General features: G+C 72.5%; 21 protein-coding genes and 1 pseudogene. 12 read left to right on the forward strand and 10 right to left on the reverse strand.

What is annotated here, in order from left to right; translation table 11 throughout:
• The first annotated feature begins 84 nt into the window (after positions 1 to 84).
• From cysC to galT, 3 genes are all read left to right on the forward strand, one after another.
• Positions 85 to 1,614: an adenylyl-sulfate kinase gene (gene cysC, locus ACN27D_RS09225; protein WP_120573192.1), complete on the forward strand. Its 1,530-nt coding sequence runs from the start codon at positions 85 to 87 to the stop codon at positions 1,612 to 1,614.
• Positions 1,615 to 1,789: 175 nt separating this feature from the next.
• Positions 1,790 to 2,578 carry a DeoR/GlpR family DNA-binding transcription regulator gene (locus ACN27D_RS09230; protein ID WP_121686227.1) on the forward strand — a complete coding sequence of 263 codons (789 nt, stop codon included), beginning with the start codon at positions 1,790 to 1,792 and terminating at the stop codon, positions 2,576 to 2,578.
• Positions 2,575 to 3,648: a galactose-1-phosphate uridylyltransferase gene (gene galT / locus ACN27D_RS09235; RefSeq protein ID WP_421498917.1), complete on the forward strand. Its 1,074-nt coding sequence runs from the start codon at positions 2,575 to 2,577 to the stop codon at positions 3,646 to 3,648. The genes ACN27D_RS09230 and galT overlap by 4 nt, the downstream gene beginning before the upstream one ends.
• 233 nt (positions 3,649 to 3,881) lie before the next feature.
• On the opposite strand, the gene ACN27D_RS09240 is transcribed toward galT, so the two are convergent.
• The gene (locus ACN27D_RS09240) at positions 3,882 to 5,099 is read right to left on the reverse strand and encodes an NADP-dependent isocitrate dehydrogenase (RefSeq protein WP_120573189.1); all 1,218 of its coding nucleotides are present in this window, start codon (positions 5,097 to 5,099) and stop codon (positions 3,882 to 3,884) included.
• Between the two features lie 139 nt (positions 5,100 to 5,238).
• Here ACN27D_RS09240 and ACN27D_RS09245 point away from each other — a divergent pair.
• Positions 5,239 to 6,027, forward strand: a pseudogene (locus ACN27D_RS09245) (MBL fold metallo-hydrolase); the annotation flags it as partial.
• Between the two features lie 249 nt (positions 6,028 to 6,276).
• Here ACN27D_RS09245 and mdh read toward each other — a convergent pair.
• A complete protein-coding gene (mdh, locus tag ACN27D_RS09250) occupies positions 6,277 to 7,227 on the reverse strand; it encodes a malate dehydrogenase (protein ID WP_120573187.1) in 951 nt (316 codons plus the stop codon).
• Between the two features lie 98 nt (positions 7,228 to 7,325).
• Complete coding sequence (locus ACN27D_RS09255) at positions 7,326 to 8,189, reverse strand: bifunctional methylenetetrahydrofolate dehydrogenase/methenyltetrahydrofolate cyclohydrolase (protein ID WP_120573186.1); 864 nt, start codon at positions 8,187 to 8,189, stop codon at positions 7,326 to 7,328.
• Between the two features lie 390 nt (positions 8,190 to 8,579).
• Here ACN27D_RS09255 and ACN27D_RS09260 point away from each other — a divergent pair, with 390 nt between their 5' ends.
• The 5 genes from ACN27D_RS09260 (at position 8,580) to ACN27D_RS09280 (ending at position 14,236) form a co-directional block, all read left to right on the forward strand.
• Complete coding sequence (locus tag ACN27D_RS09260; RefSeq protein ID WP_350815528.1) at positions 8,580 to 10,178, forward strand: peptide ABC transporter substrate-binding protein; 1,599 nt, start codon at positions 8,580 to 8,582, stop codon at positions 10,176 to 10,178.
• An 88-nt stretch (positions 10,179 to 10,266) separates the two neighbouring features.
• Positions 10,267 to 11,205, forward strand: a complete 939-nt coding sequence (locus ACN27D_RS09265; RefSeq protein WP_120573184.1) for an ABC transporter permease — start codon at positions 10,267 to 10,269, stop codon at positions 11,203 to 11,205.
• Positions 11,206 to 11,223: 18 nt separating this feature from the next.
• Positions 11,224 to 12,180, forward strand: a complete 957-nt coding sequence (locus tag ACN27D_RS09270) for an ABC transporter permease (RefSeq protein WP_030269431.1) — start codon at positions 11,224 to 11,226, stop codon at positions 12,178 to 12,180.
• Positions 12,181 to 12,186: 6 nt separating this feature from the next.
• On the forward strand, positions 12,187 to 13,224 hold the full coding sequence (locus tag ACN27D_RS09275) for an ABC transporter ATP-binding protein (RefSeq protein ID WP_318335646.1): 1,038 nt from the start codon (positions 12,187 to 12,189) through the stop codon (positions 13,222 to 13,224).
• Positions 13,208 to 14,236 (forward strand): ABC transporter ATP-binding protein, encoded by a 1,029-nt coding sequence (locus tag ACN27D_RS09280; RefSeq protein WP_421498918.1) that lies wholly within the window; start codon positions 13,208 to 13,210, stop codon positions 14,234 to 14,236. Before ACN27D_RS09275 ends, ACN27D_RS09280 begins: the two co-directional genes overlap by 17 nt.
• 224 nt (positions 14,237 to 14,460) lie before the next feature.
• Here ACN27D_RS09280 and ACN27D_RS09285 read toward each other — a convergent pair whose 3' ends face one another.
• From ACN27D_RS09285 to purN, 3 genes are all read right to left on the reverse strand, one after another.
• The gene (locus ACN27D_RS09285) at positions 14,461 to 14,910 is read right to left on the reverse strand and encodes a hypothetical protein (RefSeq protein ID WP_421498919.1); all 450 of its coding nucleotides are present in this window, start codon (positions 14,908 to 14,910) and stop codon (positions 14,461 to 14,463) included.
• Positions 14,911 to 15,061: 151 nt separating this feature from the next.
• Complete coding sequence (gene purH, locus ACN27D_RS09290) at positions 15,062 to 16,636, reverse strand: bifunctional phosphoribosylaminoimidazolecarboxamide formyltransferase/IMP cyclohydrolase (protein WP_421498920.1); 1,575 nt, start codon at positions 16,634 to 16,636, stop codon at positions 15,062 to 15,064.
• The gene (gene purN, locus ACN27D_RS09295) at positions 16,633 to 17,253 is read right to left on the reverse strand and encodes a phosphoribosylglycinamide formyltransferase (RefSeq protein WP_120573179.1); all 621 of its coding nucleotides are present in this window, start codon (positions 17,251 to 17,253) and stop codon (positions 16,633 to 16,635) included. Before purN ends, purH begins: the two co-directional genes overlap by 4 nt.
• A 178-nt stretch (positions 17,254 to 17,431) precedes the next feature.
• Between purN and ACN27D_RS09300 the strand changes: the two genes are divergently transcribed.
• Together ACN27D_RS09300 and ACN27D_RS09305 are read left to right on the forward strand one after the other, a co-directional pair.
• The gene (locus ACN27D_RS09300) at positions 17,432 to 17,728 is read left to right on the forward strand and encodes a CD225/dispanin family protein (RefSeq protein WP_121683018.1); all 297 of its coding nucleotides are present in this window, start codon (positions 17,432 to 17,434) and stop codon (positions 17,726 to 17,728) included.
• Between the two features lie 35 nt (positions 17,729 to 17,763).
• The gene (locus ACN27D_RS09305; RefSeq protein WP_120573177.1) at positions 17,764 to 18,321 is read left to right on the forward strand and encodes a DUF4190 domain-containing protein; all 558 of its coding nucleotides are present in this window, start codon (positions 17,764 to 17,766) and stop codon (positions 18,319 to 18,321) included.
• 83 nt (positions 18,322 to 18,404) lie between these two features.
• Here ACN27D_RS09305 and ACN27D_RS09310 read toward each other — a convergent pair whose 3' ends face one another.
• On the reverse strand, positions 18,405 to 19,691 hold the full coding sequence (locus ACN27D_RS09310; protein ID WP_121683016.1) for a DUF6350 family protein: 1,287 nt from the start codon (positions 19,689 to 19,691) through the stop codon (positions 18,405 to 18,407).
• A gap of 158 nt (positions 19,692 to 19,849) precedes the next feature.
• Here ACN27D_RS09310 and ACN27D_RS09315 point away from each other — a divergent pair, with 158 nt between their 5' ends.
• A complete protein-coding gene (locus tag ACN27D_RS09315) occupies positions 19,850 to 20,119 on the forward strand; it encodes a DUF4190 domain-containing protein (protein ID WP_120573175.1) in 270 nt (89 codons plus the stop codon).
• A 57-nt stretch (positions 20,120 to 20,176) separates the two neighbouring features.
• On the opposite strand, the gene sucD is transcribed toward ACN27D_RS09315, so the two are convergent.
• The 3 genes from sucD to ACN27D_RS09330 all read right to left on the reverse strand — a co-directional run bounded on the left by sucD (position 20,177) and on the right by ACN27D_RS09330 (position 23,118).
• Positions 20,177 to 21,064 carry a succinate--CoA ligase subunit alpha gene (sucD, locus tag ACN27D_RS09320; RefSeq protein WP_121683015.1) on the reverse strand — a complete coding sequence of 296 codons (888 nt, stop codon included), beginning with the start codon at positions 21,062 to 21,064 and terminating at the stop codon, positions 20,177 to 20,179.
• Between the two features lie 2 nt (positions 21,065 to 21,066).
• Positions 21,067 to 22,245, reverse strand: coding sequence for an ADP-forming succinate--CoA ligase subunit beta (sucC, locus tag ACN27D_RS09325; RefSeq protein ID WP_073828859.1), 1,179 nt, complete (start codon positions 22,243 to 22,245; stop codon positions 21,067 to 21,069).
• Positions 22,246 to 22,713: 468 nt separating this feature from the next.
• Positions 22,714 to 23,118: a cobalamin B12-binding domain-containing protein gene (locus tag ACN27D_RS09330; protein WP_120573173.1), complete on the reverse strand. Its 405-nt coding sequence runs from the start codon at positions 23,116 to 23,118 to the stop codon at positions 22,714 to 22,716.
• Positions 23,119 to 23,456: the final 338 nt, after the last annotated feature.

Below are 23,456 nucleotides of genomic sequence, written 5' to 3' on the forward strand. Positions count from 1 at the left end.
CGATCACCGGGAGGCCGGGTGGCGCTCTCGACCGATCGCCGGTGGGCTGCGAAACTGTGTGCCGGCCGGTGAGTTGGGGGTTCGATGAGCAACGGGTGGCTGCTGCCCGAGGACGTTCTGCGGGATGCGCCGTCGTACGCGCCCAGGCCCGCTGAACTGGCCGATCTCCAGTTGTTGCTGAGCGGGGCGTACGCGCCGCTCACCGGTTTCATGAGCCGGGCCGACCTGGCCTCGCTGAACCGGCGCGGCCGGCTGGCCGACGGCACGCCGTGGCCGGTGCCGGTGACGCTCCAGGTGCCGGCGGCGCTCGCCGACGGGCTGGACCCGGCCGACCCGGCCCGCCGTGCGGTGGTGCTCACCGACGGTGAGGGCGCGCCGGTGGCGGCGATGGACGTGACCGACGTCTGGCCGGGCCGCGAGGGCATGGTGGGTGTCGGCGGCGCGGTGCGCCGACTGGGCGACGGCGGCCACGGGCCGTTCCAGCGGCTGCGGCGCGGCCCCGACGAGGTACGCGGCCTGCTGCCGCCGGGCCGGGTGCTCGGCGTGTTCGCCGACCGCCCGCTGCACCGGCCGCAGCTGGCGCAGATCGCGCACGCGGCCCGTACGCTCGGCTCGCACCTGCTGGTGATGATCCCGGTGGGCGAGGAGTCGATCGGCGGCCTGCCGGCCGAGTCGCTGGTGCGCAGCGTGTTCGCCGCCCGCGACCGGATGCCCCCGGCGACGCTCGTGGCGGTGCCGCTGGCCCGGCGGCGCGACGAGATCAGCGACGCGCTGCTGCGGGCCCGGGTCGCCGCCGCGTACGGGGTGACCCACCTGCTCTCCACCGAGGGCATGCTCTCCGGCGCCGGCCTGCGCGTGCTGGTGCCCCGCGAGCTGGCCTACGACAACCGGGACGGGCAGTGGCGCTGGCGCGAGGACATCCCGCCGCGCAACCGGCGGCTGGCGCTGAGCACGCGCGAGATCGACGACCTGCTGGACCGCGGTTTCCCGCTGCCCGAGTGGCACACCCCGCCGGCGGTGGCGAAGGAACTGACCCGGGCCCGCCCGCCGCGACGGCACCGGGGCCTGGTGATCTTCCTGACCGGCCTGTCCGGCTCCGGCAAGTCGACGATCGCCCGCGGGCTGGCCGACGTGCTCCGCGAGCAGGGCGACCGCACGATCACGCTGCTCGACGGCGACGTGGTACGGCGGGAACTCTCCGCCGGGCTGGGGTTCAGCAAGGCCGACCGGGATCTCAACGTGCGCCGGATCGGCTGGGTGGCCGCCGAGATCGCCCGGCACCGGGGCGTCGGCATCTGCTGCCCGATCGCGCCGTACGCGGCGGCCCGCGCCACCGCCCGGGAGATGGCCGAGACGGCTGGGGCGGGCTTCCTGCTGGTCCACGTGGCGACGCCGCTGGCGGTCTGTGAGCAGCGCGACCGCAAGGGCCTGTACGCCCGCGCCCGGGCCGGCCTGATCACCGGGATGACCGGCATCGACGACCCGTACGAGGAACCCACCGACGCCGACCTGGTGGTGGACACCTCGGACCTGAGCGTCGAGGAGGCCATCGGGAAGGTGATGGAGCACCTGACCGAGACCGGCTGGGTGGAGCCCCGCCTCCAGCCCGCCTGACCGTCTCACCGCCGGGCCCGTCCCGGCCTGCGAGCACCTCGACCGCCGTCGTCCGGCTTCGGACGGCGGCGGCCTCGCATCACCCCTCGCTGCGCGGTAGTGTTCGTCTTTGTTGGAACACGTTCGACCGCGTGGAGTGCCCGCGTGGTCGGTGAGGCGCGGAGGTGGGCCGGGGATGCTGGCGCGGCAGCGGCAGACCGCCATCCTGGAACGACTGCGCCGCGCCGGTGGCGTCCGGGTCACCGAGCTGGCGGCCGAGTTCGGCGTCTCCGACATGACCATCCGGCGCGACCTGGACACGCTGCACGAGCAGGGCCTGCTCGCCAAGGTGCACGGGGGCGCGACACCCGCCGGCCCCGGCTCGACCGACGAGCCCGGCTTCCACGCCAAGTCCGTCCGCCAGTCCGCCGAGAAGGCCGCCATCGCCGACTACGCCGCGGGGCTGGTCCGGCCCGGCGCCGCGATCGCGCTCTCCGCCGGCACCACCACCGCCGAGCTGGCCCGGCGGCTGGTGGACGTGCCCGGCCTGACGGTGGTCACCAACTCGCTGCCGGTGGCGGAGGCCCTGCACGTCGGTGGCCGGCCGGACCAGACGGTGGTGCTCACCGGCGGCGTCCGCACGCCGTCGGACGCGCTCGTCGGCCCGCTCGCCGTGGCCGCGATCGCCGCGCTGCACCTGGACCTGCTCTTCCTCGGCGTGCACGGGATCAGCGAACGGGCCGGTTTCACCACGCCCAACCTGATGGAGGCGGACACGAACCGGGCACTCGTGGCAGCGGCGGACGGGCTTGTGGTGCTCGCCGACCACACCAAGTGGGGCACCGTCGGCATCTCGTCGATCGTGCCGCTGGACGCGGCGGACGTGCTGGTCACCGACGACCGGTTGGCACCCGAGGCCCGACGGGTACTCGACGACAGGGTGGGCGAGCTGGTGACGGTGCCCACGACGAGGGGGGCGGAGTGAAGCGTACGCAGATCGCGCTGGCCGACGGCCGCGAGCTGATCTACTTCGACGAGCGGGACGACGCGGTCCGCGACCAGCCGGACCGGCGGGATCTGCCCCCTCCCCCACCCGCCTCGCAGCTGCGGTACGACCCGCTGACCGACGAGTGGGTGGCGGTGGCGGTGCACCGGCAGACCCGCACGTTCCTGCCCCCGGCCGACCAGTGCCCGCTGTGCCCGTCCCGGGGCGAGCGGCACAGCGAGATCCCGGCGCCCGACTACGACGTGGTGGTGTTCGAGAACCGGTTCCCCTCGCTGAGCCAGCGGGTGGCCGACGAACCGGCCGAGATCACGCCGTTCACACTGGTACGCCCCGGGCGCGGCAGGTGCGAGGTGGTCTGCTTCACCGACGACCACAACGCCTCGTTCGCCCGGCTCTCCCCGCGCCGGGTGCGGACGGTGCTGGACGCGCTCGCCGACCGCACCACCGCGTTGAGCGCGCTGCCCGGTGTGGAGCAGGTCTTCCCGTTCGAGAACCGGGGCGTGGAGATCGGGGTGACGCTGCACCACCCGCACGGGCAGATCTACGCGTACCCGTTCGTCACGCCGCGCACCCGGAGCATGCTGGCCGCCGCCCGGCGGTACGCCGACCGCACCGGGGGCAACCTCTACGCCGACGTGCTGGCCGCGGAACGGGCCACCGGGGAGCGGGTGGTGGCGAGCAACGAGCACTGGACCGCGTACGTCCCGGCGGCGGCCCGCTGGCCGTTCGAGGTGCACGTGGCGCCGCACCGGCCGGTGCCGGACATCCCGGCGCTCGACGACGCCGAGCGGGACGCCTTCGGGCCGCTCTACCTGGACCTGCTGCGCCGCTTCGACGGGCTGTTCGACCTGCCCATGCCGTACATCGCGGCCTGGCACCAGGCGCCGGTACGGATCGACCGGGAACTGGGCCACCTGCACCTTCAGCTGTTCAGCATCCGGCGGGCCAAGGACAAGCTGAAGTACCTGGCCGGGTCGGAGTCCGGCATGGGTGTGTTCATCAACGACATCGCCCCGGAACGCGCCGCCGAGCTGCTGCGCGCCGCCTGAGCCGGGCGCCGCGGCCGGAGCTCGGCGATGCCTGAGCGGGCGGCGCGCGCCGCACAACAGGGCGCGGGGGGCCCGGGACAGGGCCCCCCGCAAGGGAAGGGACGGCTGGACGAGACTGGCATCGCGTCCACCCGGTACAACGAGCCCGGCCCGGACCCGGTGACGCACCGGGCCCGGACACGACGGAACCCGCCGGCGCGTGCCGGCGGGTTCCGTGTGATCGACGGGAGTGATCAGGCGGCGAGCTTGCGCGCCAGGTTCTCGTCGAGCGCGTTCATGAACTCGTCGGTGGTCAGCCACGGGGCGTCCCGCGAGATGAGCAGCGCGAGGTCCTTGGTCATCTGGCCGCCCTCGACGGTGTCCACGATGACCTTCTCCAGCGTGTTCGCGAACTCGGTGACCGCCGGGGTGCCGTCCAGCTTGCCCCGGTGGGCCAGGCCCCGGGTCCAGGCGTAGATCGAGGCGATCGGGTTGGTCGAGGTCTTCTCGCCCTTCTGGTACTGCCGGTAGTGCCGGGTGACGGTGCCGTGCGCGGCCTCGGCCTCGACGGTGCGGCCGTCCGGGGAGAGCAGCACCGAGGTCATCAGGCCGAGCGAGCCGAAGCCCTGCGCCACGGTGTCGGACTGCACGTCACCGTCGTAGTTCTTGCACGCCCAGACGTAACCGCCCTCCCACTTGAGCGCGGCGGCGACCATGTCGTCGATCAGCCGGTGCTCGTAGGTGAGGCCGGCCGCGTCGAACTCGGCCTTGAACTCGTTCTCGAACACCTCGGCGAAGATGTCCTTGAACCGGCCGTCGTACGCCTTGAGGATGGTGTTCTTGGTCGACATGTAGACCGGGTAGTTGCGGTCCAGGCCGTACCGGAACGAGGCGCGGGCGAAGTCCCGGATCGACTCGTCGTAGTTGTACATGCCCATGGCGATGCCGCCGCCGGGGAAGTTGGCGACCTCCATCTCCATCGGGGTGCCGCCGTCGGCCGGGGTGTAGGTGATGGTCACCGTGCCCGGGCCGGGGACGACGAAGTCGGTGGCCTTGTACTGGTCGCCGTGCGCGTGCCGGCCGATGATGATCGGCTTGGTCCAGCCCGGGACGAGCCGCGGCACGTTCGACATGATGATCGGCTCGCGGAAGACCACGCCGCCGAGGATGTTGCGGATGGTGCCGTTCGGCGACCGCCACATCTTCTTCAGGCCGAACTCCTCCACCCGGGCCTCGTCCGGGGTGATGGTGGCGCACTTGACGCCGACGCCGTGCTCCTTGATGGCGTTGGCGGCGTCGACGGTGACCTGGTCGTCGGTGGCGTCGCGGTGCTGGATCGACAGGTCGTAGTAGTGCAGGTCGACGTCGAGGTAGGGCAGGATCAGCTGCTCCCGGATCTGCTTCCAGATGATCCGGGTCATCTCGTCGCCGTCGATCTCCACGACCGGGTTGTTTACCTTGATCTTCGCCATCGGCCGGCGCTCCTCTCGGGGGACACGTGCTCAAGCAGTACGAGCGTACTGGAAACTGGCCGGCAGTCCCCAGGCGGCCCGGGTGGGCCGCCGGAAAAGCGGGCTGCGCCGCGCCTCGGGCCGCTGGCATCATCGTCCGATGCCGCACAGCCGCACCCTCGGGTCTATCACGGTCACCGCGCTCGCCGACGGTGAGGGGCCCTTCTTCCAGCCCCGCGGCGAGGCGTTTCCCGACGCGACCCAGGCGCACTGGCAGGCCGCCGACCGGCTCGACCCGGGTGCCGTCACCGACGACGGCCGGTGGTGGCTGCGGTTCCGCGCGTTCGCGGTGCGGGCCGGCGACGGGCCGGTCACGCTGGTCGACGCCGGCATCGGTCCGGCCGACTCGCTCGCCGCGAGCTGGGCGCCGGTACCGGGCCGGCTGCCGGCCGAGCTGGCCGCCGCCGGGATCGACCCGGCCGACGTCCGCACCGTGGTCCTCACCCACCTGCACACCGACCACGTGGGCTGGGCCGGTCCGCTGTTGTTCCCGAACGCCGATCACCTGATCCAGCGCGCCGAGGTGGACGCGCTGGAGCTGTTCCACCCGGAACTGCCGGCCCGGCTGCTGACGCCGTTGCGCGCCGCCGGCCGGCTGCGGGTGGTCGACGGCGAGACGCCACTCACCCCGGGGGTACGGCTGCTGCACACGCCCGGCCACACGCCGGGTCACCAGTCGGTGCTGGTCGAGGCCGACGACGAGCGCCTCCTGATCACCGGCGACCTGCTGGTGCACGCGATCCAGTTGGTCGACCCGGAGCTGGCGTACGCCCACGAGGAGGCTCCGGACACGGCCCGCCACTCCCGCACGACCCTGCTGGCGACCCTCTCCCCCGCCACCCTGGCCACCCCCCACCTGACCACCCCCTTCACCCCCCACCCCCCACCCCCCGCCCTCGCCCTCGCCCTCCCCCCCGCCCCCGCCCTCGCCCTCGCCCTCGCCCTCGCCCCGTCGATCATGAGGTTGGCGGCCTGGTCGATCTCCGTTTCCGCCGTCAACTTCATGATCGACGGGAGGAACGAGGGGACGGGGGGACGGGGGGGACGGGGAGAAGGGGGAGGACGGGAGGGCGGCGGGTGGGACGCACAGAAGGCCCGCCGGCGCGTGCCGGCGGGCCTTCTGTGCGGTGGTCGGGCGTCACATGCTGGCGACGTCGCCCTGCTTGGCGCGGACGGCCTCGGCGGCCTCCTTCAGCGCGGCCAGCTCGTCGGCGTCCAGGTCGGTCTCGACGACCCGCTTCACGCCCTCGGCGCCGATCTCGGCCTCGACACCCAGGTAGACGCCGGAGATGCCGTACTCGCCGTCGACCCAGGCGCAGACCGGCATGACCGCGCCGGAGTCCTCGGCCACGGCCTTCGCCATCCGGGCCGCGGCGGCGGACGGGGCGTAGTACGCGGAACCGGTCTTGAGCAGCGCGACGACCTCGGCGCCACCGTTGCGGGTCTTGACGACCAGCTCCTCGATCTGCTCGGCCGGCATGACGTCACGCAGCGGCTTGCCGTTCACGGTGCTCTTCGACGGCACCGGGACCATCGTGTCGCCGTGCGAGCCGAGCGTCAGGGTCCGTACCGACTTCACCGGCACGCTCAGCGCCTCGGCGACGAAGTTGGTGAAGCGGGCGGTGTCCAGCATGCCGGCCTGGCCGAGCACCCGGTTCTTGGGGAACTGGGTGGCGAGCTGGGCCAGCGCGGTCATCTCGTCGAGCGGGTTCGACACCACGATGACGACGGCGTTCGGGGCGTACTTGGCGACGTTCTCGGAGACCTGCCGGACGATCTTGGCGTTGGTCTCCAGCAGGTCCATCCGGCTCATGCCCGGCTTGCGCGGCAGGCCGGCGGTGATGACGACGACGTCCGAGCCCTCGATGGCGTCGTAGCCCTCGCCGTTCGGGCCGGTGGTGACGCCGACGACCTTGGTCTCGAAGCCCTCGACCGCGCGGGACTGGTTGAGGTCGAGCGCGAGACCCGCCGGCTTGCCCTCCACGATGTCGGTGATGACGACGGTGTCGAAGACGTCGTACTCGGCCAGGCGCTGTGCGGTGGTGGAGCCGTAGAATCCGGCGCCGACGACAGTGACCTTCTTACCCATGGTCGTCCCACTCCCTGATACCAGTCGGTTTTCCGGACCGTATCAGCCATCCTGGCACCGATCGGGTCAGGGGCGGACGGTTATGACCTGGGTGGGTGTCAGCCCGCCCGCTCGGCCCGTTCGACCACGTTCGTGAGCAGCATCGCCCGGGTCATCGGGCCGACGCCGCCGGGCATCGGCACGAGCTTGCCGGCGACCTCGGCCACCTCCGGGTCCACGTCGCCGGTGTAGCGGCCCTTGCCGTCCTCGCCGATGACCCGCGTGATGCCGACGTCCACCACCGTCGCACCCGGGTTGATCATGTCGGCGGTGAGCAGCCCGGGCACCCCGGCGGCGACGATGACGACGTCGGCGGCGCGGGTGTGCGCGGCCAGGTCGAGCGTGCCGGTGTGGCAGAGCGTCACTGTGGCGTTCTCGCTGCGCCGGGTCAGCAGCAGGCCCAGCGGGCGGCCGACCGTGTTGCCCCGGCCGACCACTGCCACGTTCGCGCCACGCAGCGGCACGTCGTGCCGGCGCAGCAGCTCCACGATGCCGCGCGGGGTGCAGGGCAGCGGCGCGTCGTACCCGAGGACGAGCCGGCCCAGGTTGACCGGGTGCAGCCCGTCGGCGTCCTTGTCCGGGTCGATCGACTCCAGCGCGCGCTGGGTGTCGAGGTGCCCGGGGAGCGGGAGCTGGACGATGTAGCCGTGACAGGCCGGGTCGGCGTTCAGTTCGGCGAGCGCCGCGTCGAGCTGCTCCTGGGTGGCGTCGGCGGGCAGCGTGACCCGCAGCGAGGCGATACCGACCTCGGCGCAGTCGCGGTGCTTGCCGTTGACGTACGCCTGGGAGCCGGGGTCCTCCCCGACCAGCACCGTGCCGAGGCCGGGGGTGATGCCGCGTTCCGCGAGCGCCTTGACCCGGGCTCGTAGCTCGTCCTTGATCTCCGCCGCGGTGGCCTTGCCGTCCAGGATCGTCGCCGTCACGTCGTGATCGTCTCACGGCCCCGGGCGGACCGGACGACGACGGCAGACGATCACGCTGCGCAACGTGCCCTAAGTCACGGAGGGTGATCAGTCACTGGGACGCGGCGGCCCGGGCGCACCCGGGGAGGCAGGGATCGGACAGACGGCCCAGGCGCCTCAGATGCCTCCGACCGCGACCTGAACCGCCCACCGGCGGCGAACAAAACGCCAGGCAGGGGCGAGTTCTAGCACCCACGAGCGGCAGCGACAAGGCTCGCCGGACACGATCCGTCATCAGTTGACAACGCACCAGTTGTCGACGGGCCGGATCGCGACCTACCGTTACCGCTCGTTGCGCAGAGTCACCCAGCGCCGGGACGACCGCGCAGCGTGAGGAGATGAGGAGACTCCATGCGTGTTCGTAGGCTCGCGGCCTGGGCCGCGCTCCCGCTCGCGGTGACGCTCGGCCTGACGGCCTGCGGCTCGGGCGGTGGCGGCGGCGGTGCCGGCGACTCCGATGCGGCCGTGCGGATCGAGATCGCCGAGCCGCAGCACCTCGTGCCCACCAACACCAACGAGACGAGCGGCTCCCAGGTCCTGTCAGCCCTGTTCAGCCCGCTCGTCGACTACGACGAGGCGAACAAGCCGCACGAGGTGGCGGCCGACTCGGTGACGACGTCCGACAACAAGGTCTGGACGGTCAAGCTGAAGCCCGGCTACACGTTCCACAACGGCGAGAAGGTCACCGCCGACAACTACATCGACGCCTGGAACTACGGTGCCTACGCGCCGAACGGCCAGAACTCCAGCTACTTCTTCGAGAAGGTGGCCGGCTACGACGACCTCCAGGGCGAGAGCCCGAAGGCGACGACGATGAGCGGCCTGAAGAAGGTCGACGACCTGACCTTCACCGTGACGCTCAGCCAGCCGTACGTGGACTTCAAGTCCATGCTCGGCTACACCGCCTTCTACCCGCTGCCCAAGGCGGCCTTCTCCGCCCCGGGCGTGCTCGCCGAGGGCTACGAGCAGGCGCCGATCGGCCAGGGCCCGTTCAAGATGAAGGGCAACTGGCAGCACGACGCCAAGGTCGAGGTGGAGCGCTACGACGCGTTCCCGGGCCAGCAGCCCAAGGTCGGCGGCGTCGAGTTCCGCATCTACCAGCAGCCGACCGCCGCGTACGCGGACGTGCTGTCGGACAACCTCGACGTGATCAAGACGATCCCGACCGAGAACCTGTCGACCGCCGCGACCGACCTGGGTGACCGCTTCCAGCAGAGCCCGGCCTCGTCGCTGCAGGTGCTGGCCTTCCCGACGTTCCAGGAGGAGTTCAGCAAGCCCGAGGTGCGCAAGGCGATCTCGATGGCGATCGACCGGGACGAGATCACCAAGTCCATCTTCAAGGACTCGCAGCAGCCGGCCCGCTCGTTCGTCTCGCCGGTGGTCGCCGGTTACCGGGAGAACACCATCGGCACCGCCGGCGCGTTCGACCCGGTCAAGGCCAAGGCCATGTACGAGGCCGCGGGCGGCCCGAAGAAGATCGAGCTGTCCTACAACGGCGACGGCGGCCACAAGGACTGGATCGACGCCACCTGCAACCAGCTCAAGGCCAACCTGGGCGTGGACTGCGTCGGCACCGCCGAGCCGAAGTTCGCGGACCTGCTGACCAAGCTCAAGCAGAAGCAGCCGGTCGGCCTGTTCCGGATGGGCTGGGTCATGGACTACCCGTCCATGGAGAACTACCTCGGCCCGCTGTACAGCACCACCGGCTCGTCGAACTACTACGGCTACAGCAACCCGGAGTTCGACAAGCTGCTCGCCGAGGGCGCCCGCGCGGCGACCGAGGACGAGGCGATCAAGAAGTACCAGGCGGCGGAGGACCTGCTCGCGCAGGACATGCCGGTGATCCCGCTCCGGTACGGGCAGAACAACTTCGGCCACTCGACCAAGGTCAAGAACGTCCACGTGGACCTCTTCGACCGGGTGGACCTGCTGAAGATCGAACGCGCCTGACACCCCGCTGACGGGCCGGGCCACCCCCACGGGTGGCCCGGCCCTCGCATTGGCACGCATTTAGCCCGGTTTCGGCAGACTTGCCAGCATGCTCCGGTTCATCCTGCGGCGACTGCTCCAGATGGTCCTCGCCTTCTTCGGGACCACTCTGATCGTCTACGCGCTGATGTTCGCCGGGCAGGGCGACCCGATCCAGGCCCTCGCCGGGGAGCGGCCGGTGACCGCCGCGCAGCGGGCCTATCTGACCGAGAAGTACCACCTGGACGCGACGGGCGTCGGCGGCTTCTTCTACCGCTACTTCGACTATCTGGGCGGCCTGGTCCAGGGCGACCTCGGACAGTCGCTGACCGGGCGGCAGATCAGCGACATCCTCGCCGCCGCCTGGCCGGTCACCCTGAAGCTCGCAGTGATCGCGATGGCCGTGACGGTGATCTTCGGGGTCACCGCGGGCGTGATCGCGGCGATCCGGCGCTCCGGCGTGTTCGACCACGCCACGCTCGTGCTCACGCTGCTGGTGCTCGGCATCCCCACGATCGTGCTGGCCCCGCTGGCCCAGTACTTCCTCGGCGTCCGGTGGCCGGTCTTCCCGCCCACCGCGGGAGCCCAGCCGTCCTTCTACGCGCTGCTGCTGCCCGGCATCGTGCTCGGCTCGCTGTCCCTGGCCACCGCGCTGCGGCTGACGCGTACCTCGGTGACCGAGAACCTGCGCGCCGACTACGTCCGGACCGCCCGCTCCAAAGGCCTGCGGCGACGCCGGATCGTCGGGGTGCACGTGCTGCGCAACTCGCTCATCCCGGTGGTCACCTTCCTCGGCGTCGAGCTGGGCAACCTGATGGGCGGCGCGATCATCACCGAGGGCGTGTTCAACGTCCCGGGCGTCGGCTTCAACCTGTTCCGCGGCATCCGCACCGAGGACGGCCCGCTGGTGGTCGGCATCGTCAGTGTGCTCGTCGTGGTCTACCTGCTGTCCAACCTGGTGGTGGACGTGCTCTACGCCGTCCTCGACCCGAGGATCCGCTATGAGTGAGCGCAGCGAGGTGCCGCAGTGAGCGACTTCGAGACGGTGGCGGCCACGGAGAACCAGGCCGCGCGGCGCGGCGTCTCCGGCGAGCCTGGCACGCCGGGCCGGGCCGGGCGGCCGGACCGGGCCCGCAGCCTGGCCGGTGACGCCTGGCGGGACCTGCGCCGCAACCCGGTCTTCTGGATCAGCCTGCTCCTGGTGGTGCTGGTCGCCGCGATGGCGGTGGCGCCCGGGCTGTTCGCCGCCAACGACCCGCGCGACTGCGTGCTCTCCCGGCAGCACGCCGGGCCGTCCGGCGGGGCCATCTTCGGGTACGACTTCCAGGGCTGCGACACGTTCGCCCGCGCGGTCTACGGCGCCCGTGCCTCGCTGCTCGTGGGCGCGTTCTCCGCGCTGATCACCGGTGTGATCGCGCTCGTCGTCGGCATGCTCGCCGGCTACTTCGGCGGGTGGGTCGACGCGGTGCTGTCCCGGGTGATCGACATCGTGCTCGGCATCCCGCTGCTGCTCGCCGCGATCGTGCTGCTCAAGCGGGTGAGCACGAGCGGCGAGACGGTACGCCTGTTCGCGGTGATCCTCGTCCTGGCGCTACTCGGGTGGACCACCGCGGCCCGGGTGGTCCGCTCCTCGGTGATCACCGCCCGGGAGCAGGACTACGTGGCGGCCGCCCGGATGCTCGGGGCCGGCAACGGCCGGATCATGTGGCGGCACATCCTGCCGAACGCGCTCGCCCCGGCCATCGTGGTGCTCACCATCGCGCTCGGGTCGTTCATCGCGGCCGAGGCGACGCTGAGCTTCCTCGGCATCGGCCTGAAGGCGCCGACCATCTCCTGGGGCATCGACATCGACGCCGGTCGCGTGCACATGCGGGAGTCGGCGACGCCGCTGATCGTGCCGTCGACGTTCCTCGCCCTGACCGTGCTCGCCTTCATCATGCTCGGCGACGCGATCCGCGACGCCTTCGACCCGAAGCTGCGGTGACAACCCATGACCCAGTCGTCGGTCCGGCCCACGCCGGCCTCACCCACCCCGCCCGGCGGGCACCTGCTGGAGGTACGGGATCTGCACGTCGAGTTCCGTACCCGGGAGGGCGTGGCCCGCGTGATCAACGGGGTGACGTACCACCTGGACGCCGGTGAGACGCTCGCGGTGCTGGGCGAGTCCGGCTCCGGCAAGTCCGTCACCGCCCAGGCGATCATGGGCATCCTGGACACCCCGCCCGCGTACGTGCGCGCCGGGCAGATCCTCTACCAGGGGCGGGACCTGCTCACCCGCCCGGAGGAGGAGCGCCGGCAGATTCGCGGCGCCGAGATCGCGATGATCTTCCAGGACGCGTTGTCGGCGTTGAACCCGGTCTTCCCGGTCGGCTGGCAGATCGGCGAGTCGCTGCGCGAGCGGGCCGGGATGTCGCGGGCCGACGCGCGCAGGCGCACCGTCGAACTGATGGACCTGGTCCGGATCCCGGCCGCGGCGAAGCGGCTCGGCGACTACCCGCACCAGTTCTCCGGCGGCATGCGGCAACGCGTCATGATCGCGATGGCGCTGGCGCTGGACCCGAAGGTGCTGATCGCCGACGAGCCGACCACCGCGCTGGACGTCACGGTGCAGGCGCAGATCATGGACCTCCTGGCCGACCTGCGCCGGGATCTCGGCATGGCGCTCGTCCTGATCACCCATGACCTGGGCGTGGTCGCCGGTGTCGCGGACCGGATCGCGGTCATGTACGCGGGCCGCATCGTCGAGCACGCCGACGTGCACGCGCTGTACCGGGCGCCGGCCCACCCGTACACGAAGGGGTTGCTGGAGTCGATCCCGCGCCTGGACGTGCGCGGCCAGGCGCTGTCCAGCATCCGCGGGCTGCCGCCGAACCTGATGGCGATCCCGTCCGGCTGCCCGTTCCACCCCCGGTGCCCGTACGTCCAGCCGGTCTGTGTGGACGAGGTGCCGCACGACCTGGTGCTCGGCGACGGGCGGACCAGCGCGTGCCACTTCGCCCAGGAGGTGCACGATGACCGCGACGGCTGAACCCGCCAAGGTGCGCGGCGAGACGATCCTCGCCGTCGACCAGTTGGTCAAACACTTCCCGATCAGCCAGGGCGTGCTGTTCAAGAAGACAATCGGCCAGGTCAAGGCCGTGGACGGCGTCTCGTTCGAGCTGCGGCGCGGTGAGACACTCGGTGTGGTCGGCGAGTCCGGGTGCGGCAAGTCCACACTGGCCCGGCTGCTCATGCGCCTGGAGACGCCGACCGCCGGGCGGGTCACGCTGGAGGGGCGCGACCTGCTCCGGGCCGGCGGTGCCGACCTGCGCCGGCTGCGGCGGAACATGCAGATGGTGATGCAGGACCCGTACACCTCGCTGAACCCGCGCATGACTGTCGGCGACATCATCGGCGAGCCGTTCGAGATCCACCCGGAGGCGGCACCGAAGCGCAGCCGGCGGCAGCGGGTGCAGGAGCTGCTGGACGTGGTCGGGCTCAACCCGGAGCACGTCAACCGCTACCCGCACCAGTTCTCCGGCGGTCAGCGGCAGCGCATCGGCATCGCCCGAGCGCTCGCGCTGCGGCCCGAGATCATCGTCTGCGACGAGCCGGTGTCGGCCCTCGACGTCTCCATCCAGGCCCAGGTGATCAACCTCCTGGAGCAGCTCCAGGACGAGCTGGGGCTGTCGTACATCTTCATCGCCCACGACCTGTCGGTGGTGCGGCACATCTCCGACCGGGTCGCGGTGATGTACCTGGGCCGGATCGTGGAGATCGGCACCGAGGAGCAGATCTACCAGCGCGCGACCCACCCGTACACCCAGGCGCTGCTGTCGGCGGTGCCGGTGCCCGACCCGGAGGCCCGCGACCGGCGGACCATCATCCGGCTCACCGGCGACGTGCCGAGTCCGGCCGAGCCGCCGTCCGGCTGCCACTTCCGGACCCGCTGCTGGAAGGCCGAGGAGGTCTGCGCGACGCAGGACCCGCAGGCGGTCCCCCGCGCGGCGGATCCGCACCCCAGCGCCTGCCATTTCGCCGACGTGCGCACCGAGGCGTGAGCGCGACGAAGGCCCCGTCCCCCGGAGGAAGAGGGGGCGGGGCCTCCGATGCGGGCACGCGTGCGGACGGCGGGCCCGGGGACGAACCCGAGGCGGCCCGGCGGCGTGAGGCGCGCCGCCGTACCGGTGGACGGCAGCTCGCGGCGGAGACCGCCGGGTCGACGCGGCGGTGTCCGGTGCGGCGCGAGCGCGCGTCCCGGTGCGGGCTGCGGGTTCGGTGCGGCTCAGGCGGCCGGCGGGGCACGCGCGGCGAGCGGGCCGCGCGGCGGCAGCGGCACGACACGCGGCCGGGGCGCTGGCACGACCGGCTCCGGCACCGCCGGACCGGCCACGCGCGGGAGCGCGGCCGGGGCCAGGTCGTCCGGTCCGTCGGCGTAGCCGAGACCGCCGCCGTGGTCGTGCCACGGCCCGGCGGCAAGCTCCGACCAGGAGATTCGGGGGTACGCGGCACCCGGCGCGGCCGGGCTCGTTCCGCTCGCCGAGGCGGCGGCCGGCGCGGCGGCGAGCGCTCCGACGGGTGGTGCGACGTCGGGAGCGGCCGGCGCGGCGGCGAGCGCTTCGACGATCGGGGCGACGGCCGGTGCGGTGACGGCGGGTGCGGCTGCCGCTCCCAGTCCGGCCAGGACGAACGCCAGCGTGACGACGACGGCGGTCAACCGGTCGCGAACGCGCATGGCACACCTGCCGGGCTCACAGACAGCGGAGACGCTCGATCGTCGCCGCGCACACGCTAGCAACCGCCTCCCGCGGCGGGCAACGGCCCGGCGTCCGGGTGCGTCAGTCGTGCGGACGACTGACGCACCCGGACGGTCACGGCCGGACTCGTCAGTGGAAGAAGTGCCGGGTGCCGGTGAGGTACATGGTCACGCCGGCCGCCTTGCAGGCCGCGATGGTCTCCTCGTCCCGGATCGAGCCGCCGGGCTGGACGATCGCCCGGACCCCGGCGTCGATGAGGATCTGCGGGCCGTCGGCGAACGGGAAGAACGCGTCGGAGGCGCAGACCGAGCCGCGGGCCCGCTCGTCGCCGGCCCGGCTGACCGCCAGCCGCGCCGAGTCCACCCGGTTCACCTGGCCCATGCCGACGCCGACTGTGGCGCCGTCGCGGGCCAGCAGGATCGCGTTGCTCTTGACCGCGCGTACCGCCCGCCAGGCGAACGCCAGGTCGCGCAGCGTCGCCTCGTCGGCCGGGTCACCGGTGGCGAGCGTCCAGCCGGACGGGTCGTCGCCGGGCGCGTCGACGGCGTCCCGCATCTGCACCAGCACGCCGCCGCTGACCTGCCGCCACTCGGCCGGCCGGGTGGCGAACGCGGGCGCCCGCAGCAGCCGGATGTTCTTCTTGGCCCGCAGCACCTCCAGCGCGCCCTCGTCGAAGCCCGGCGCCACCAGCACCTCGGTGAAGATCTCCGCGACCTGACCGGCCAGCTCCACGCTCACCGGCCGGTTCACCGCGATCACGCCGCCGAACGCGGAGACCGGGTCGCAGGCGTGCGCCTTGCGGTGCGCCTCGGCCACGTCCGCGCCGACCGCGATGCCGCACGGGTTGGCGTGCTTGATGATCGCCACCGCCGGCTGGTCCGGGAAGTCGTTCGCGGCCCGCCAGGCGGCGTCCGCGTCGACGTAGTTGTTGTAGGACATCTCCTTGCCGTGCAACTGCTCGGCCTGGGCCAGCCCGGCCGGCGCGCCCGGGTCGGTGTAGAGCGCCGCCGCCTGGTGCGGGTTCTCGCCGTACCGCAGCACCGCCTGGCGGCGCAGCGCCAGGCCGGCGAACTCCGGCCAGCCGTCCTCGGCCGGCGACACACTGGTGGCGAACCAGTCGGCCACCGCGACGTCGTAGTCGGCGATGTCGGCGAACGCGCGGGCGGCGAGCGCCCGGCGCCGGGCCAGCGTGAAGCCGCCCTCGGCGAGCGCGGCCACCACCGCCGGGTACATGGCCGGGTCGGTCACCACCGCCACCGAGGCGTGGTTCTTCGCCCCGGCCCGCACCATCGCCGGACCCCCGATGTCGATCTGCTCCACGCACTCGTCGGCGTCGGCGCCGGAGGCGACGGTGGCCTGGAACGGGTAGAGGTTGGAGACCAGCAGGTCGATGCCGGCGATGCCGTGCTCGTCGAGCTGGGCGGCGTGCGTGTCCTTGCGCAGGTCGGCGAGGAGGCCGCCGTGGATCTTCGGGTGCAGCGTCTTGACCCGCCCGTCGAGGATCTCCGGGAAGCCGGTGACCTGCTCGACCGGCGTCACCGGCACCCCGGCGCCGGAGATCGTCGACGCGGTGCTCCCGGTCGACACGATCTCCACACCGGCCCCGTGCAGGGCGCGGGCCAGCTCGACCAGGCCGGTCTTGTCGTAGACGCTGACCAGCGCGCGCCGGATCGGGCGGCGGCCGGCGTCCTCAGTGGCGTTCACGGGATGGTGACCTTTCTTCCGGTGATCGTCCAACCTTCACGGACCAGGCGGCCGACCTGCTCGACGAGCTGGCGCCGCTCGGCGGACTTGATGCGCTCGGTGAGCGCGTCCTCGTCGTCGTCGTCGTGCACCGGCACGGCGACCTGGGCCACGATCGGGCCGGTGTCCATGCCGGCGTCGACGAAGAACAGGGTGGCCCCGGTGACCTTGACGCCGTACGCCAGCGCGTCGCGGGGGCCGTGGATGCCGGGGAACGCCGGCAGCAGGGTGTTGTGCGTGTTGAGGTAGCGGTCGCCGAACGCGGCCAGGAACTCCGGGCCGACGAGCTTGAGGAACCCGGCGCTGATGACCAGGTCGGGCCGGTGCTCGGCGACCCGCGCGGTGAGCGCCTTGTCCCAGTCGGCGCGGGTGGGGTGGTCCTTGACGCGCTCGACGAAGGACGGCACACCCGCGGCGGCGGCCCGGTCCAGGCCGGCGATCCCGTCCCGGTCGGCGCCGACGGCGACCACCCGGGCGCCGTACCCGGGGTCGGCGGTGGCGTCCAGCAGCGCCTGGAGGTTGCTGCCGGAGCCGGAGACGAGGACGACGAGGCGGGCGACGGACGCGGGCTCGGTCACCGGGCAACCCTATCGGGCAGGTCAGGCGGCCCGGCCGCGGGGCGGCGGCCCATCGGGTGACCTCCCCGGTGGCGTGATCGCGGTACGCTGCCGGTCGCCCGGTGTCCGGCCCCGTGCCCGGCCCGCACCCCCAGTGAACCCGGCACGCCGCGTGCCGCCGGACCGAGGAGTAGTTCCCATGCAGCCCGGATACCCCCCGCAGCAGCCGCAGCAGATCGACAACAACATGACGATGTCCATCGTCGCGATCTTCCTGTTCTGGCCGCTCGCGATCCCGGCCATCATCAACGCGTCGAAGGTCAACCCGCTGATCCAGCAGGGTGACTACGCCGGCGCCCAGGCCGCAGCCGCCGAGTCCAAGAAGTGGTCCAAGTGGGCCCTCATCGTCGGTCTGATCTGGATCGCCGTCATCGTGGTGGGATGTTGCCTCCTCGGCGGCCTGGCTGGTCTCGCCGGCAACAGCGGCACGAACTGACCGACAACCCGAACCGACCTGAGGAGCACCCAGACATGCAGCCCGGTTACCCCGGACAGGACCCGTACGGCCAGCAGCCGAACCAGGACCCGACCGCCCAGCCGCACGACCCGTACGCCCAGCCGCCGCAGGCCCCGCAGTACGGCCAGCAGCCCCAGTACGGGCAGCAGCCGCAGTACGGCCAGCAGCCGACCTCGGGCCAGCCGTACGGCCAGCCCACCTCGGGTCAGCCCGCCTACGGCCAGGACCCGTACGCGCAGCAGCAGCCGCCGTACGGCGCCGCGCCGCAGTACCCGGGCGCGGGCTACCCGGCCGGGGCGGGTCAGACCCCGAACAACACGCTGGGCCTCGTGTCCATGATCCTCGGTATCGCCTCGATCCCGCTGGTCTGCTGCTTCTACCTCGGCATCCCGCTGGGTATCGCCGCTGTCGTCACCGGCTACCTGGGCCGCCAGAAGGCCGCGCAGGGGCTCGCCAACAACGACGGTCAGGCCAAGACCGGTCTGATCTGCGGCGCGGTCGGCGCCGGCCTGGGCATCATCCTGATCATCCTGGGCATCGTCGCCAACGTCAGCCTGCCGGCCCAGCCCTGATCCTCCGCCGTCCAGGGGCGTCCACCTTCCGGTGGGCGCCCCTGACGCGTCTCCGGGCCCCGGCGCGGGTCAGCGGGTGCGCGTCAGCGGGTGCGGGTCAGCGTGCGGGTGGCGGCGGCGCCGAGCACCGCGCCCACCCCGATCACGAGCGTGGCCACCACGGCCACCGCCCACGGCGACGGCCCGACCTCGGCCAGCCGGCCACCACCGAGCGACCCGCCGGAGGCCGCCGCGAACAGCCCCAGCAGCGCGCCGGCGACCGGTCCGGCGAGCGCGGCCGGAAGCAGCAGCGCCGGCCAGCCCACCTCGGCGCGTTCCTCGGCCGCCGCGCGCAGCAGCCGCCGGGCCAGCAGCCAGCCGGCCGCCATCGCGGCCAGCACCGGCACCGCCAGCAGCGCGCCACCCAGCCCGTCCATCGGCCCGCGCGGCAGGCCGGCCAGCAACGGTACGGCCGGCAGCGCGCCCACGGAGACCTCACTCGTACGGACGGCGGTGTCGGTGCCGACCGCGAACCCGGGACCGAGCAGATAGCTCGCCGACCAGGCGGTGGCGTTGGGCGCGTAGGCGATGCTGACCAGGGTGATGCCGGCCTGACCGGCCACCCCGGTCCGGTACGCCCCGATCATGTCGGCCGCGTCGCCGCCACCGGTGGCCACCGCCAGTCCGGCCGCGCCGGCGCCCGCGCCGCACAGCAGCAGCGCGGCGACGAGTCCGGTGCGCAGACCGTCGCGCACCGGCGGTGGGCAGCGCGCCGCCAGCAGCGCCCACACGCCTGTGGTGCGCAGCGCGCCGACCAGGGCGGCGGGTATGCCGAACGCGGCGAATGTGAGCGCGGCGGTGACCGGGGAGACCCCCAGGCCGCCCGCGTCGACGGCGAACGCGGCGAGCGCGCCGAGCAGCGCGTACCCGATGCCGACCGCGACCGCGACGGTGAGCGCCTGGCGGGGCGAGCCGGCGCCGCGCGCGCCGACGGCCCGGCTGACGTGCACCCCGGCGCGGGTGAGCCGCCAGACGGCGAGCGCGCTGAGCGCGAGCGGCGTGAGGCCGAGCGGACCGGCGGTGGTGCCCAACGGCACGCCGTGCCCGAGCAGCCATCCGGCCAGGCCGGCACGCAACGCGCCGCCGAACGATCCGGCGTCCTCGCTGAGCTGGGCGAGGCCCAGCACGGCGGAGACCGGCAGCCAGGAGGTCAGCGCCGCCCAGAGCGCGGCCACCCCGGCGGCGACCGGCAGCGGGGCCCGGCTGCGGGGCTCCTCACCCGTTCGGGGCGCGGGCACCCGGGCGGCCGGACGGGCACGGCCGGGCGGCCGGGCGCCGGCGGGGGGACCGGTGGCCGGACGGCGGGGCTGGTCAGGGGTGACGCGTGACATCGTGTCTACTCTGGCACGCCGCGCGGAGGACGGCAGTCCGATACCCGGTCGGCAGCGTGGCGAGTTCGCCGAACCCCGGTCCCACGGCGGTGATCCGGTCTAGCCTCGGCCTCAGACGCGACCGTTCCCGTCGCGGTGCCGACCGCTCGGAGGAAGCCGTGAACGCTCCGTACCCGCCGCCCCCGCCGCCACCGGCCGTCGGCCGGGACCGGACCACGCTCTGGGGCGTCCTCGGCATCGTCTTCGGCCTGTTCTGCTGCGGCATCCTGGGCATCGTCTTCGGCGCGCTGTCGATCCGCGACGCCCGGCGCAACGGCAAGTCCCAGTTGCTGGGCTGGCTGGCCATCGCGTTCGGTGTGATCAACATCGTCGCCAGCGCCATCGTGCGCGCCCGGGGCAACTCGTACTACCCGTACTGGTACCGCTGAACGCGAGGGGGCCGACCGGTTCCCCGGTCGACCCCCTCGGCACGTCGCTCCGACCGCTCAGCGGCCGGACATGATCTCCCGCATCAGGTTGGCGGTCTCGGTCGGGGTCTTGCCGACCTTGACTCCCACCGCCTCCAGCGCCGCCTTCTTGGCGTCGGCGGTGCCCGCCGAGCCCGAGATGATCGCGCCGGCGTGCCCCATGGTCTTGCCGGGCGGGGCGGTGAAGCCGGCGATGTAGCCGACCACCGGCTTGGTGACGTTGGCCTTGATGAACTCGGCCGCCCGCTCCTCGGCGTCGCCGCCGATCTCGCCGATCATGACGATGGCGTCGGTCTCCGGGTCCGCCTCGAAGGCGGCCAGGGCGTCGATGTGGGTGGTGCCGATGATCGGGTCACCGCCGATGCCGACGCAGGTGGAGAAGCCGATGTCGCGCAGCTCGTACATCATCTGGTAGGTCAGCGTGCCGCTCTTGCTGACCAGGCCGATCCGGCCGGAGCCGGTGATGTCGGCCGGGATGATGCCGGCGTTCGACGCGCCCGGCGAGGCGATGCCCGGGCAGTTCGGGCCGATGATCCGGGTGCGCTCGCCCTTGGACTTGTTGTACGCCCAGAACGCGGCGGTGTCGTGCACCGGGACGCCCTCGGTGATCACCACGGCCAGGTCGATGCCGGCGTCGATCGCCTCGACCACGGCGGCCTTGGTGAACTGCGGCGGCACGAAGATGACAGTGACGTCCGCGCCGGTCTCCTTCATCGCGTCCGCGACGGAGGCGAAGACGGGCAGCTCGGTGCCGTCGAAGTCGACAGTGGTGCCGGCCTTGCGCGGGTTGACGCCGCCGACCACGTTGGTGCCGGCGGCGAGCATCCGCCGGGTGTGCTTGGAACCCTCGGAACCGGTCATCCCCTGCACGATGACCTTGGAGTCCTTGGTCAGCCAGATAGCCATTGTCAGACCCCCGCAGCTGCCAGCTCGGCGGCCCGCTCGGCCGCGCCGTCCATGGTGTCGACCCGCTGGATCAGCGGGTTGGCCGCGCCGTCGAGGATCGCCCGACCGGCCTCGGCGTTGTTGCCGTCGAGGCGGACGACGAGCGGCTTGGTGGCCTTCTCGCCGCGCTGCTCCAGCAGCGCCAGCGCCTGCACGATGCCGTTGGCGACCGCGTCACAGGCGGTGATGCCGCCGAAGACGTTGACGAAGACGCTCTTGACCGACGGGTCGGACAGGACGATCTCCAGGCCGTTCGCCATCACCTCGGCGCTCGCGCCGCCGCCGATGTCGAGGAAGTTGGCCGGCTTGACGCCGCCGTGCCGCTCGCCCGCGTACGCGACCACGTCGAGCGTGGACATGACCAGGCCCGCGCCGTTGCCGATGATGCCGACCTCGCCGTCGAGCTTGACGTAGTTGAGGTCCTTGGCCTTCGCGGCCTGCTCCAGCGGGTCCACCGACGCCTGGTCGACCAGGGCCTCGTGGTCCGGGTGCCGGAACGCGGCGTTCTCGTCCAGGGTTACCTTGGCGTCCAGGAGCAGCAGCTTGCCGTCCTTGGTGGTGGCCAGCGGGTTCACCTCGACGAGCGTGGCGTCCTCGGCCACGAACGCCTGCCACAGCTTGACCGCGACGTCGACCACCTGGTCGGCGATCTCGGCCGGGAAGCCGGCCGCGGTGACGATCTCGCGCGCCTTGGCCTCGTCCACGCCGGTGTTGGCGTCGATCGGCGCCTTCACGACCCGCTCCGGGGTCTCGGCCGCGACCTGCTCGATGTCCATACCGCCGGCCACGCTGGCGATGCAGAGGAAGGTGCGGTTCGCCCGGTCGAGCAGGTACGAGAAGTAGTACTCCTCGGCCACGTCCGCGGTCACGGTGATCATGACCTTGTGGACGGTGTGACCCTTGATGTCCATGCCGAGGATGTCGGTGGCGCGGGCCACCGTCTCCTCCGCGCCCTCGGCCAGCTTCACGCCGCCGGCCTTGCCGCGGCCACCGACCTTCACCTGCGCCTTGACGACCACCCGGCCGCCGAGGCGTTCGGCGATCGCGCGGGCCTCCTCCGGGGTAGTGGCGACGCCGCCGGCGAGCACGGGCAAGCCGTGCCGCTCGAACAGGTCCCGCCCCTGGTACTCGTACAGGTCCACGATTGCGCGTCCCGTCCCGTCTCCGCGGCGCGCCGTCGCGCCGCCACCAGCTTCGGAAAATCAGTTTGACGCCTGTCATCAGATGAGACAGGCCATTTGCCGCAGCCTAACGAGATGGGAACGGGCGGCAACCGAGCGGGTGCGGGGTGTGCGGTAATGCACAGGCCGGCGCCGGCCGGGCCGATCACCGCCGCGCCGGCGCACACGGGCGTCAGCCGTCCGGGGGATGTCCGGGCCGGGGCGTAACCGCCCGTCGGGGGCGTCGTTGAGTGTGATGTCGGCGCGCTGGTCAAGCGCGACGACGGGAGCGGCCGATGCCCTGTCGGTCGAGGGGTGGCGGCGGGGCATCGTGCATAGAGGGGCCGGGCGTGTGAGGGGTGCGTCCGGCCCCTCCCCCGTGCCCGGACCCGGAAACGCAGGGGCCCGAAACGTAGGGGCCGGGGACGCAGGGGCCGGGGACGCGGCGGGTCAGCCGACCGGCTGGGCGACGTTCTCCCGCACCCACTCGACGATCGACCCGGTGGTGGCGCCCGGGGTGAAGATCTTCGCGACGCCGAGCCGCTCCAGCTCCGGGATGTCGGCCTCGGGGATGATGCCGCCGCCGAACACCACGATGTCGGTGGCGTCGCGCTCGGCGAGCAGTTCGACGACGCGCTTGAACAGCGTCATGTGCGCGCCGGAGAGCACCGAGAGGCCGACCGCGTCCGCGTCCTCCTGGATCGCGGTCTCGACGATCTGCTCGGGCGTCTGGTGCAGGCCGGTGTAGATGACCTCCATGCCCGCGTCCCGCAGGGCGCGTGCGACGACCTTCGCGCCCCGGTCGTGGCCGTCCAGGCCGGGCTTCGCGACGACGACCCGGATACGAGAGCTCATCTGCGCACACCTTTCACCGGCACTCCTGACCTGAACGAACGGTAACCCGGCCGGGCGGGGGGCGGGAAGCCGGGCCGGACCTTCCCACATACGAGCCGTCCCCCTACCGCCCTCCCGGGTACGCGGAAAGCCGGACACCTCCGCCGTTCGGTCACTGTCCGCGACGAACGGGCAGTCGACAGGCCATCCGACCGGCGGCACGAGATATGACAAGGTCGGATGGAATTGGACATAACGAATCAGCACTTCGGCGCTTCGGCTTGTGACAGGAGTGGCGGTTGGCTAACGTGTCCACGGTTGTCATCAGGTCCACGGACGGGTGACGACGCGACACCGGA

It is taken from the genome of Micromonospora sp. WMMD1274 (assembly GCF_049179035.1).
In the GTDB taxonomy this organism is placed as follows: Bacteria; Actinomycetota; Actinomycetes; order Mycobacteriales; family Micromonosporaceae; genus Micromonospora; species Micromonospora tulbaghiae.